At 70.3% G+C, this 12425-nt stretch carries 10 protein-coding genes; 6 read left to right on the forward strand and 4 right to left on the reverse strand.

Features of this window, described 5'->3' with window-relative positions; translation table 11 throughout:
- Nucleotides 1-1173 (reverse strand): DUF6716 putative glycosyltransferase (locus EHS43_RS23675; RefSeq protein ID WP_125192783.1); only part of this gene is annotated, 1173 nt, incomplete at its 3' end.
- A gap of 198 nt (nt 1174-1371) precedes the next feature.
- On the opposite strand from EHS43_RS23675, the gene EHS43_RS23680 reads away from it, so the two are divergent.
- From EHS43_RS23680 to EHS43_RS23705, 6 genes are all read left to right on the forward strand, one after another.
- Complete coding sequence (locus EHS43_RS23680; RefSeq protein WP_125192784.1) at nt 1372-2358, forward strand: glycosyltransferase family 2 protein; 987 nt, start codon at nt 1372-1374, stop codon at nt 2356-2358.
- Nucleotides 2358-3701, forward strand: coding sequence for an alpha-2,8-polysialyltransferase family protein (locus EHS43_RS23685; RefSeq protein ID WP_125192785.1), 1344 nt, complete (start codon nt 2358-2360; stop codon nt 3699-3701). Before EHS43_RS23680 ends, EHS43_RS23685 begins: the two co-directional genes overlap by 1 nt.
- A gap of 135 nt (nt 3702-3836) precedes the next feature.
- On the forward strand, nt 3837-4679 hold the full coding sequence (locus EHS43_RS23690; protein ID WP_125192786.1) for an FkbM family methyltransferase: 843 nt from the start codon (nt 3837-3839) through the stop codon (nt 4677-4679).
- Between the two features lie 102 nt (nt 4680-4781).
- A complete protein-coding gene (locus EHS43_RS23695) occupies nt 4782-5804 on the forward strand; it encodes a glycosyltransferase family 2 protein (protein WP_125192787.1) in 1023 nt (340 codons plus the stop codon).
- The gene (locus EHS43_RS23700; protein ID WP_125192788.1) at nt 5794-6216 is read left to right on the forward strand and encodes a GtrA family protein; all 423 of its coding nucleotides are present in this window, start codon (nt 5794-5796) and stop codon (nt 6214-6216) included. Before EHS43_RS23695 ends, EHS43_RS23700 begins: the two co-directional genes overlap by 11 nt.
- On the forward strand, nt 6213-7481 hold the full coding sequence (locus tag EHS43_RS23705) for an NAD(P)/FAD-dependent oxidoreductase (protein WP_125192789.1): 1269 nt from the start codon (nt 6213-6215) through the stop codon (nt 7479-7481). Before EHS43_RS23700 ends, EHS43_RS23705 begins: the two co-directional genes overlap by 4 nt.
- On the opposite strand, the gene EHS43_RS23710 is transcribed toward EHS43_RS23705, so the two are convergent.
- The 3 genes from EHS43_RS23710 to EHS43_RS23720 form a co-directional block, all read right to left on the reverse strand.
- Nucleotides 7471-9162 carry a hypothetical protein gene (locus tag EHS43_RS23710; protein WP_125192790.1) on the reverse strand — a complete coding sequence of 564 codons (1692 nt, stop codon included), beginning with the start codon at nt 9160-9162 and terminating at the stop codon, nt 7471-7473. The genes EHS43_RS23705 and EHS43_RS23710 overlap by 11 nt on opposite strands.
- Nucleotides 9163-9169: 7 nt before the next feature.
- Nucleotides 9170-11503: a glycosyltransferase gene (locus EHS43_RS23715; protein ID WP_125192791.1), complete on the reverse strand. Its 2334-nt coding sequence runs from the start codon at nt 11501-11503 to the stop codon at nt 9170-9172.
- On the reverse strand, nt 11500-12425 hold a 926-nt coding region (locus EHS43_RS23720; RefSeq protein WP_185806372.1), incomplete at its 5' end, for a glycosyltransferase family 29 protein. The genes EHS43_RS23720 and EHS43_RS23715, both read right to left, overlap by 4 nt.

The following is a 12425-nucleotide window of genomic DNA, read 5'->3' on the forward strand; positions in this document are numbered from 1 at the left end:
GGCGGTGACGGGTGTGTAGTACGGGCTCAGCGGGGGCCGTTCGGGCGCGGCCAGCAGCTTGGTGATGCGCTCGCGGGCGGCTTCGAAGGCGTGCGCGTACGAGCCTCCCCCAGAGGGGCTACCCCCAGCCACGACACCCTGCCGGGCCACCCACTCCTCGTCCGGCACCGGCCGGTGTCCGGCGTCCAGCTGGTCCCAGGAGGCGAGGCAGCCGGAGCCCACGAAGTGGTGGTTGCCGAGGACCTCGCGGATGCCCAGGTCGGTCAGGACCGCGGTGGGGATGCGCCGGTGCAGCGACTCCAGGGCCGCCGTGGAGCTGATGGTGACCAGCAGGTCGGTCCGGTCCAGGACCTCGCCCATGTTGCCGTACACCAGGCGGAAGTTGGCCGGCGGATCGAGCCGCTGGATCAGCTTCTGGTAGGGCAGCTCCTCGATGTGCGTGGTGTGTTCGCCGGGCCTGGAGCGCAGCTTGAGCAGCACCTCGCGCCCGGGGTGCAGCCGGGCGTGCCGGATGAGGCGGTCCAGCAGGTACACGCGGTCCCTGCGGTTGTCCGGCACCGAGGGCTGGACCGCGAACACCACGGTGTACGGGTCGTGTTCACCCTCGTAGGGCGTCCCGCCGAGGAACGGCAGCGCGACCTCCGTGACCGACGAGGCGTCCGCGCCCACGCCCTCGTACACCGCGCGGAAACGCTCGGCGTCCTGGCGGGAGTTGGCGAGGACCAGGTCGGCCCCGTGCCGCAGGAGCAGACCGTCGGCGAGCTTCTCGTAGACGACGCCGACGTAGCCGGTGACGACGACGGGCCGCTTCTCCAGCCCCTCCCAGACCCGCGCCAGGCCGTGCAGCATGGCCTGGACACCGCCGCCGACCAGGGCCAGTACGACGATGTCGTACGACGTCTCGGCCATGGTGCGCAGGAACTCGACGGCGGTGACCTCCCGCAGGGAGTCCGCGCGCACGCCGACCTCTTCGAGCTGGCGTGCGGTGGGCGTGGCCCGGCCGCGCAGCAGGTATCCGTCCAGCGCGTGGCCGGCTTGCGCCCCGCCTCGGGGTCCGGCTTCCATGGACGGGCCCGGGGGGATGCGGTCGGCGGTCAGCGCACCCCATTTCCAGCGGGTGTCGGAGTCCGCGAGGACGGCGATTCGAAGGGAGTTCGTTGTACTTGGCGGCACGACGACGACGCTAGGAAGCAATTTCTAGGTGCGGCCCAACCGCGAATCAACGAAAAGTTAACAACAGCCCACCGAGAGTCGAACTGGCCCGCCGAGGACCGGGAAGTACACGGGATGCACCGTTCCGACACATCGAGTTCACCCGCAGTCCCCTTGCCGGAAAGTTCCGCTGCCGGACCGCCTTCTAGCGTTTCGCGGGTGCCTAAGCTCTCCGTCATCGTGCCGTTCTACAACGTGCAGCAATACGCCCCGGACACCCTCCGAAGTCTTCGCATGAATGCGCGGAGCGATTTCGAGTTCGTGCTGGTGAACGACAAATCCAAGGACGAAACTCCGGCGATTCTCGACCGTGCGGCCGAGCAGCTCTCCGGTGTCGCCCAGGTGCAGGTCCTCCACCACGAGACGAACGGAGGGCTCGCCACCGCGCGCAACACCGGCCTCGACGCGGCGCGCGGCGAGTACCTGACCTTCCTGGACGGTGACGACTGGCTCGCGCCGGGTTACCTCCCGGAACTGCTCGCCGCCATCGAGGGGTTGGGCTGCGACTTCGTCCGCACCGACCATGTCCAGACCGTGGCGCGCGCCCGGACCGTGCACCGGGTCCCGATCGGGCGACGGAACGAGGTGATGAACCCGCGCGAGGCGATCCTGCCCGCCGACCGCTCGACGTCCGTGGACTACGCGTACGCGTGGGCCGGTGCCTATCACCGCCGTCTGCTCGACAAGGGTTTGCTGCACTTCACCGACGGGCTGCGCACGGCCGAGGACCGGCCGTGGATCTGGAAGCTGCACCGCGAGGCCGAGTCGTTCGCCGTGGTGAGTCTGCTGGGCGTGTTCTACCGGCGCGGGGTGGCCTCCTCCCTCACCCAGATCGGCGACGCCCGCCAGCTCGACTTCATCCGGGCCTTCGACCAGGTCATCGAGGAGACGGCGGCGGACCGGGACGCCGACCGGCTGCTGCCCAAGGCGGTGCGCACCTACTGCGCGATCATGGCCCACCATCTCTCCGACGAGTCCAAGTGGGAGCCGTCGGTGGCCAAGCAGCTGCGGGTGATGTGCGCGGCGGCCATCGGGCGGATGCCGCAGGACATGCTCGCCGGCGTGCTCGACACCATGGACCTGCACCGCTCCGCCAAGCTGCGGCGGCTGCGGCGGCGGGCCACGACTGCGAAGGCGGCCGCGTGATGTCCCCGACCGGTTACCGTACGACCCAGATCTTCTGCGCCTCGACGCTGTACGGCGCGGTCACGCTGGCCGCCGCGATCGACTCCGACCTGTTCGAGGAGCCCGAGCGCCGGGTGCTGCTGGTGTTCAACAACACGGCGACACCGGAGACCTCGACGCCGCTGGACGAGATGCCGGGCTTCGCGCCGCTGCGCGACCACTTCGACGAGGTGCTCTCCTGGAACGAGGCGATCCGCCCCTTCCACCCGGGCTCCTGGACGCCCCGCCCGGACGACATCCCCCTGTTCGAGCGCTATCTGCGCCTGCTGTGGGGCCTCGGCGAGGACCGGGTCGAACTGGTCCTGGAGTCCATCCAGGTCACCCCCGCGCTCACCGTCGCGCAGATCTTCACCGGCGCCCCCGTCGACGTCTACGCCGACGGCCTGATGAGCTACGGCCCCACCCGCAACAAGCTCGACCCGCTGGTCGGCACCCGGGTGCGCCGCCTGCTCCACCTGGACCTGGTCGCGGGCCTCGTCCCGATGCTGCTGACCGAGTTCGACGTGCCGCCGGTCGTGGTGCCGACGTCGGCCTTCCTCAAGGCGATGGGTGAACTGACCGCCGCCGTCGAGGAGTTGCCGCAGCTGCCGGACAACGCGGCCCTGCTGCTCGGGCAGTACCTCTCCGCGCTGGACATCCTGACCCCCGCGGAGGAGGAGGACCTGCACGTCCGGATGCTGAAGGGGGCGGTCGCCCGGGGGCACCGCTCGGTCGTCTTCAAGCCGCATCCCAGCGCGCCGGCCCGCTTCAGCCGCGTCCTGGAGGCCGAGGCGGACAGGCTCGGTGTGGACCTGACCGTCCTGGACACCCCGGTGCTCGCCGAGGTGGTGTTCGAGAAGACGCGGCCCGCGCTGGTCGTCGGCTGCTTCTCCACCGCCCTGTTCACGGCCTCCGCACTCTGCGACCTGCCGGCCGCCCGTATCGGCACCGAGCTGCTGCTCGAACGGCTGACGCCGTACCAGAACAGCAACCGGGTGCCCGTGGTGCTGGCCGACGCGGTGCTGCCGGACCTGGAGGGCCGTGGGGGCCAGGAGGCCGTTCCCGCGGACACGCTCAACGACCTGATCACCGCGCTCGGCTTCACCCTGCAGCCTCAGATCCACCCCTCGCTGCGCCCGGCCGCGGAAAGCTATCTGACCCGGCACTTCGGTCCGCGCACCCGCCGCTATTTCCGCAAGAAGCGCCTGACGGCGCTGGGGCTGCCGGGCGGGATCCCGGAGCGGCTGGCATTCCTGCCGCGCAGTTCCACCGCGCGCCGGGTGGTGCGGCGGGCGCGGGCGCTGAAGAAGGCTGTGAAACGCTAGCCGGAACACTGGGTGAACCACGGGAAACCCGTGCGCGACCCTTCGGAAAGGGCCAGGTCATACGGCTCATGACCTGGCCCTTTCGCGCTTTGCGGGACCTGTGACAAGTCCCCGGCGCGCCCCTACGATCGCGGGATGCGTATCCACCGGCTCGAAGAAGCCAACGCCCGCATGCTGGCGCACGCGCCATCCGTCCGGCCGGTCGCCACCAGCGACATCATTCGCACCCACCGGAAGAAATTCCCTTATCGCGGCTATGTGGAGATCGACTCCCCGTACTGCCCGCCTTTCGTGATGTTCTGCGTGAACGACGACGCGGTCGGACTGGACACGCTGTGGAACGGCCGCTTCGGCTACGAGCCCGGCAGCCTCGCCGCCTGGTCCCGGCTCGCCGCGAAGAGCACGACGATCGCCGATGTCGGGGCGCACGTGGGCTACTTCTCGATGATCGCCGCCCTCGCCAACCCGGGCGCGAAGGTGCACTCCTTCGAGCCGGTGGACCAGATCCACGCGCGGCTCTCGGTGAACGTCCGCTCCAACGCCGCCAAGAACGTGAAGCTGTACCAGGCGGGCGTGTCCAGCGAGGCGGGCTGGGCGGAGATCAGCGTCCGCTTCGCGGGCAACCTCCTGTCCACGGGCTCGACCCTGGAGGGCGGCGCCGCCGACGCGGAGCAGAAGCGGATCCGGCTGGTGTGCCTCGACGAGGTGTTCGCCGACACCCGGCTGGACCTGATGAAGATCGACGTCGAGGGGCACGAGCTGGCGGTGCTGGAGGGGGCCCGCCAGGTCCTCAAGCGCGACCGGCCGACGGTGCTGCTCGAAGCGCTGCGGGACGCGGACATGCGGATCCTGCTCGCCGAGTTCGACCCCCTCGGCTACGACTGCCACTGGGTCACCGAGCACGACGGCACGCTCGTCCCGTGGTACGCGCCGCGGCCGGCCAGGACACGGAACCTGCTGTTCACTCCGCACGGCTGACACACCGGACGGCCGGGGACGAAAGGCAAGCGAGACAGGGCGGACGGCTTGCGGCCACGGCCAGTTCGACGGAAGTTCACAGACCTTCCATAGCTTCTCCGAATGCCCCAGCAGGACATACGACCGCGCATACCCGATGTCGTCCCGGCACGGCTGACGCCGCCGGAACCGGAGCCCGTGCGCCGCTCCCTCGTCTCGTACGTCCTCCCCGTCTACAACGAGGAGGACGGCATCAGGGCGTTCCACGCCGAGCTGGTCACGGCACTCGGCGGACGCCCCGAACTCGACTTCGAGCTGGTGTACGTCAACGACGGCTCCGGCGACGGCTCGCTGACGATCCTGAAGGACCTCGCCAAGAACGACGAGCGGGTCCGGGTCGTCGACTTCGCCCGCAACTTCGGGCACCAGATCGCCATCACCGCCGGTCTCGACGCGGCCCGGGGCGACGCGGTGATCGTGATGGACACCGATCTGCAGGACCCGCCGCGGGTCAGCCTGGAGCTGGTGGACGTCTGGCGGGAGGGCGCCGAGATCGTGCACGCGCGTCGGCGCTCGCGGCAGGACACCGCGTTCAAGCGGGCCACCGCCCACCTCTACTACCGGGTGCTGCGCTCCTCGACCGATGTGGACATCCCGCTGGACACGGGGGACTTCCGCCTCCTTGACCGGCGGGTGGCGGACGAGCTGCGCAAGTACCGTGAGCGCAGCCGCTTCGTGCGCGGGATCGTCGCCTCGATGGGCTACCGGCAGGCCGAGGTGGCCTTCGACCGCGACGAGCGGTTCGCGGGCGAGACGAAGTACCCGCTGCGCAAGATGGCCCGCCTCGCGATCGACGGCATGACCAGCTTCTCCACGGCCCCGCTGAAGATGATCACCCGGCTCGGTTTCATGGTGCTCGCGCTGTCGCTGCTCGGCATCGTCTACGCGCTCGCGATGAAGTTCTTCCGCCCCGACATCACGGTCTCCGGCTGGACGATGATGATGTGCGTCGTGCTGTTCCTGGGCGGCACGCAGATGCTGTCGCTGGGCGTCATCGGCGCGTACGTGGGGCGCATCTACAGCGAGGCGCAGGGCCGGCCGCTGTATCTGGTGCGTGACGTGATCGGCGGCGACGGTGAGCGCTGACACCACGGCGCCCGGGACCACCGCCGCTCCGGCCCCGCGGCGGCTCTCGCGGCAGCTGCTCAGCTACACCCTGATCGGCGGCAGCGGGGTCGCCCTCGACCTCGTCGTCTTCCTGCTGCTGCACAACGCGGCCGGGATGGACGAGCAGTTCGCCAACGCGATCAGCACCACGCTCGGCATCGCCAACAACTTCGTGCTGAACGCACGGTTCACCTTCGAGCGCCGCGACCGTCTCGTCGTGCGCTTCCTGCGGTTCTACGCCGTCGGCCTGACCGGCATCGCCCTGACGAACCTGCTCTTCCTCGCCTTCACCGACGGCCTGGGGATCGACGCCACCCTGATCAAGGCGGGGTCGCTGCCGCTGGTCCTGGCGCTCCAGTTCGTGCTCAACAGAAAGTGGAGCTTCGCATGAACCTCGGCATCATCGGCGCGGGTGCCACCGGCCTCACCGCCGCCTGGGACGCCGTACGCGCCGGCCACCAGGTCACCGTTCTGGAGGCGGCCGACGAACTCGGCGGTCTCGCCGCGTCGTTGGAGGTCGGCGGGGTTCCGCTGGAGCGGTACTACCACCACATCTTCCGCAGCGACAAGGCGATGATCGCGCTCATCGAGGAGCTGGGGCTGGGGGACGCGCTGCGCTTCCACCGGCCGACCACCGGCATCTACCGGGGCGGGAAGCTGATCGACTTCACCTCTCCCCTCGACATGCTGCGCTTCCCGGAGTTCGGCCCCATCGACGCCGTGCGCTTCGCCGGTTCGTCGGCGGTGCTGAAGGCGGTCCGCAAGGGCGACCGCTACAACGACCTCACCGCGCTGGCGTGGCTGCGCAAGTGGGCCGGGAAGAAGGCCACCGCCGCGATCTGGGAGCCGCTGCTGCGCGGCAAGTTCGGCGACCGCGCCGAACAGGTGTCGATGGCGTGGCTGTGGGCGCGGATCCACTGCCGGACCTTCGAACTCGGCTATGTGGACGGCGGGTTCGAGCGGGTGTACGCGGCTCTCCAGGACGGGATCGAGGAGCGCGGCGGGAAGGTGGAGTTCGGCAAGGCGGTCGAGTCGATCCGGCAGGACGGGGCCGAGGAGGCCGTGGTGACCTGCGCGGACGGGTCGTCGTACGCCTTCGACCGGCTGATCGTCACCACCCCGCAGCCCGCCTTCGCGAAGGCCGCCGGGCTGCCCGACGACAGCACGCTGTGGACGAACCAGTACCTGGGCGCCACCTGCTTCGTGCTGGAGCTGGACCGCAGCGTGATCCCGTACTACTGGCTCAACATCAACGAGCCGGACTTCCCGTTCCTCGCGGTGGTCGAGCACACGAGGATGATCGACCCGTCCGTCTACGGCGGCCGGCACGTCCTCTACGTCGGCAACTACGTGGAACGCGAGGACCGGCGGTTCACCACGGACCCGGGTCAGCTGCTCGACGAGTTCGTGCCGTATCTCCGGCGGATCAACCCGGCCTTCGACAGGTCCTGGATCCAGACCTGGCACTTCTCGAAGGCCGGGTTCGCCCAGCCGGTGGTGACGCCCGGGTACCGGGCGCTGATCCCGGCCCATGAGACGCCCATGAGCCGGGTCACGCTGGCCACGATGGCGCAGATCTACCCCCAGGACCGGGGGCAGAGCTACTCGGTGGCGATGGCCCGCGAGGTCACCGCAGCGCTGGGGCTCAACGCCTGACGCACAGCACCAGCCGCTCCCCCGGCTTCCCGGGCGGGCAGTCGTACACGGCGGTGACCCGGCGCCACAGGTCCGGGTCGACGTGGCCCGGCTGGAACCAGGGCCGCTCCAGCACCGCGTACGGGGCCGGGTCGTGGTCGACGCAGTCGGCGTTCTCCCGGAACGACTTCAGCTCGGCCACGTCCGGCAGATAGCGGGTGCGCTGGAGGAAGGTGGCGATCGGGTACCGGCACCGGGCCGGGTGGTCGAGGTCGTACGCCGTCTCCCCGAAGGCCAGGTACAGGACCGGTGCGTCCGGGGGAAGCTGGGCGGCGATCCGGTCGACCTCCTCGGCCGTGCGCCGCTGCTGCTCCTGGTACCCGGAGCCGGTGACGGTCACCTTGCCGTGCAGCACCAGGTGCGGGGAGCCGGGCCAGATGCTCGCGGCCAGCAGGACGACACCGGACAGGGCGACCAGGACGGCCGAGCGGTTGCGCAGCCGCTTCTCGCACAGCACGTCCACCGCGGCCGCGAGCAGCGCGAGCAGTCCGGCCGCCCAGACCTCCCACGGCCGCTGGAACCTGCCGGGCAGCTGGGCGTACACCACGGGCAGCATGCCGTACAGCAGGGACACGGCCCCGAAGCACCACGGCGGGGACCTGCGCGCGCCGCCCACCGCGACCCCCCAGACGACCGCCGCCACCACGGGCATCTGCGCTCCGTGGTAGAGGAACCAGTTGCCCTGCACGACCACGACCGCCTGCGCGGCGAGACCGATGAGGGCGGCGATCACGAGGAGTTCGGTGCGGCGCAGCCGTCCCCGCACCCGGGTCAGGACGAGCAGCAGCGCGCCCGGCGCGAGCAGCAGCACCGGGCTGGTGACCGCGCGGTCGGCGAGGAAGTCCACCGTGCGGTCGAGGATGAAGTGCGGGTGGATGCCGGTCCGGCTGAGGGCGGACTGGTTGATCTGCGGCATGTCCTCGGTCCACTGCCACTCGCGGGTGCCCGCGAGGACGCTCAGCCCGAACAGGGCCAGGGCTGCCGGGATGCCGACCAGGGAGATGCGTACGGCCCGGCCGCGGTCGACGGCGTAGACGAGGAGGACCCCGATCGCGGCGGTCGCGGCGGTGGAGTACTTCATCATCACCGCGAGGCCGAGCGGGAGCGCGGCGAGCAGGGCCGCGGGCCAGGGCCGTCGGGGGCCCAGGGCGGCGGCGACCGCGAATACCGTGAGGACGACGGCCGTCCACTCCGGCTGGAGGAAGTCGTTGCGGGGCGCGAGGGCCAGGGCGAGCCCGGTGGCACCGGCCGTCAGCGCGGCCTCGCGGGGCGTGGTCCGGCGCAGCAGGGCCGCGTGGAGGGCGTAGGCCGCGGCGGCGGCGAGCAGGACGCCCGCCGCGTTCATCACGGCCTCGCGCACCGCCGTGCTCCCGAAGAAGGCGAGCCGGTCGAGGAGCGCGACGAACCACCGGTAGAAGAACGGGCGGTGGGTGAAGACCTCCGACGGGGAGTAACCGGCCGCGCGGCCGGTGCGCAGGGCGGCCAGGACGTAGTGGAGGTCGCCGGTGAGACCGCGGGTGGGCACGGTGAAGACCACGGCGGCCGCGGACGGCACGGCGACCGCCGCCCACCTGAGGGGTGAGCGGCGGCCGCCGGGCGCGGTGGGCCGTACGGAGGTGTCGCCGGCCAGGGTCGTCGTCATGCTGTGCTCAGCCGCCCAGCAGGACGCGCAGGTCGGCCGCGTTGGCCTCGGTGACCTTCCACAGCTCCTGCTGGCGGCCGTGGACGTCGGCGACGGTCCGGTCGTGGTCGGCGAGCAGCTCCCTGGACCGCTCCACCAGACGGTCGGCGAGGTGGCGGTCGTGGACCGAGACGCCCCACTCGGGCCGCTCGATGTCCCGCAGGAAGTACGCCATCTTCGGGTGCGAGATGAGGCTGATGATCGGGGTGCCGCAGCCGAAGGGGATCATGCCGGCGTGGCCGCGCATGCCGATGACCAGCTTGGTGCGGGCGTAGAGGTCGAGGATCTCCTTGTTCTCGAAGTCGTACATCGGGATGACCGGCATCGAGATGCCGTGCTCGCGCCGCAGGTCGAAGACGATCTTCTCGTCGTCCAGGGAGTGCGCCACGCACTGGACCTCGGCCAGCTCGCCCAGTTCCCGGACGGCCTTGGCCATCTGGGCCAGGAAGTAGCCGTAGTCGTGGCCGAAGCGCAGGCCGGCCCGGTCGTAGGCGGCGTTGATGAGGATCGTGTCGTCGCGCTCGGCCGGGTCCTGCCAGCCTTGGAGCAGGTGACGGGTGACCGTGGTCGGGCAGGGCTGGAAGCGGATCTTGTCGTGCAGGTGGGCCGGGACCATGGCCCGGACCTTCTCGATCGAGCCGTGGTTGCGCAGTCCGAAGAAGGAGGACTGCTCGACGAGGAGCCGGAGCGAGTCGCGGAAGCGGTTTGCCCGGTAGGACTGGCCGTCGAAGGCGTTGAAGCCGACGGCGAAGACCGCGATGGGCACGTCGATGCTCCTGAGGAGCTCGTCCGGGACGTTCCACTGCCAGGCGCTGTTGCCGTTGGGCATGGTGTCCGGGATGAAGAGGCCGCCGCCGCCGATGACCAGGCCGCGGCGGCGGTTGACGCGCTGGAGGGCGCTCTCGTCGAAGAGGCGGTGGGCGTGCACCGAGTGCCAGCGGCGGGAGGTGGTGTCGGGGCCGAAGGCGGAACGGACGCTCTCCGGCAGGAGCTTGTCGCCCGCGTTGCCCTGCCGGTCCATGTAGAACGCGACGTGCGCCAACTGGTCCTCGGGGGCACCCAGTTCCTGGGACGGTACGGCGGCGGCGCGCTGCGCCCACAGCCGGCTGGAGCGGTGGGTGGGGTCGACGGCCATGCCGGCGGTGGCGTACCTCAGGGCCTCGCTGTTGTCGCCGTGCACCCAGGCCATCTGGGCGAGGCGGGCGTAGGCGGTGGCGGCCCGGTTGGGGGCGGCGGCGGCCAGCAGGAGCTGGGTCCTCGCCTCGTCGTAGCGGGAGACGCTCATCAGGGCGTGGCCGAGGACCTCGTGCGGCCATGCCTCGTCGAGCGGGATGCGGACGCTGCCGAGGATGTCGACGGCGTCCTGGTAGTCGCCGGTGGAGATGTGGGCGGCGGCCACCTTGCGGGCGGCCTCGACGTCGGAGGTCCGGGCGACGTGCGGGGTGCCGTAGTGCACGATCAGGTCGTGGTGCAGCCCGCCCTGCTGCTCCATGTAGGCGGCCTGGAACTCGGCGTCGGACAGCTCGTACTCGCGCCAGCGCTCCTCGGCCCGGCTGTACCCCGCCTCGCCGCCCTGCCAGGGCTTGTGGCGGCCGGTGAAGTGCAGGATCGCGGTGTCGTCCGGGACCGGCAGGTCACCCGACAGGCGCCGCTTGACGAAGTTGTAACGGGCGTCGAGGCGCACGAAGTCGCCGTCCAGGACGGCGTTGAGGATGCCCTGGTCGTGCTTGTCGAGCTCGTAGGCGCCGGAGCGGCCGCACTGGTCGAGCTTCGCGCAGAAGGAGTCGCTCAGGTACTCGCGCTGGATGACGAGGAGCCCGGAGTTGAGCTTGTGCTGCCCGTAGAAGAACTGCGGGACGGCGGCGAGGCCCTCGCGCAGCTGGAGGAGTTCACCGAGGTCGCCGAGGACGACCATGTCGGTGTCGAGGGTGATGACGGTGTCGTACTCACGGATCCTGAACACGTCCAGGATGAAGTACGCCTTGCGGACCAGGTAGTTGTCCTGGTCGCCCTTCTTGTACGAGTCGTAGCGGTCGGCGTCGACCCGCTTGAGGACGATCCTCGGGTGCAGGGCGCGGATCCGGGCGATCGAGCCGGGGCGCAGGTCGTCGTAGAGGACGACGAAGTCCTCGCACACGCCCGGGTTGGACAGGGCGAGGCTGCGCAGCAGGACGAGGAAGCCGGGCAGGTAGTTCTCGTCGACGAAGCTGGCGAAGGCGATCTTCCGCTTGCCGGTGAGCGCGTGCGCGTCGGTCACCGGGGCCGGGGTGTCGGCGGTCCCGGTAAGGGAGTTGGTGGTCATCGCAGGGATATCCTCATGTCGGTCACGCTCTGGGCCCGCTCCATGACCCATGCCTTCTCGCTGGTGTATTCGTGCACGGACGTGATGGCGAGCTTCATCGCTTCCTGGACCCGGTAGGCGCCGCTCTCGTAGAAGTCGAAGCCGATCAGGTCGAGCTTCGGGCTCACGTCGAGGAAGTCGAGCAGCCAGAGCATGTTGAAGCCGGAGGTGGGGATGCCGGCCCAGACGTCGGTTCCGACCTTGCCGATGTTGCGCAGGGGCCAGCGCAGCGACTCGTCGCCGAGGTAGGTCTGGGCGCCGGGCACCAGGCGGTTGCGCAGCGAGTACTTCCAGTCCCCGGAGACACCGCCGAAGACGAGCCGGGTGGTGACCTGCTGGTCCCAGTTGAAGCCGTGCTTGTGGATCGTGACGTGGATGTCGGTCCTGGCGCCGGTGTGCCTCGGGTCGATCCGGTAGGAGTTGAAGCGGACGACGAGGTCGTACGCGTCGATCTCGGCGCCCATCGAACTCGCTCCCACGCGCCCGGAGTTGGCGATCAGGCAGATCGACTTGCCGGCGATCTGGTTGCGGAACTCACCGAGGGTGATCCACTGCACGCCGCCGATGGTGGGGTCGTCGACCGGACCGCGCATGCGGTTGCGGCGCTGTTCGGCGTAGAGCTCGACGGCCCGGGTGAGGGCGGCGTTGTCGGTGTCCTCGGCGGAGCGCAGGTCGAGGTACTGGCTGAGCAGTTCCTGCCGTTCCTGGACGGGGGCGTTCTCGTCGTACTGCGACAGGAGCGCTCCCACCAGCCGGGGCTGGGCCTCGGTCCAGTCGCCGACGGCGTGCGCGGCCAGGCCCTCGGCCCACACGTCGGTGGCGGGGCGGGCGGCGGAGGCGCGGGCGGCGGGGACCTGCTGTTCGAGGAGTTCGAGGAGTTCGG

The sequence above is a fragment of the Streptomyces sp. RP5T genome, assembly GCF_003933965.1.
Lineage (GTDB): Bacteria > Actinomycetota > Actinomycetes > Streptomycetales > Streptomycetaceae > Streptomyces.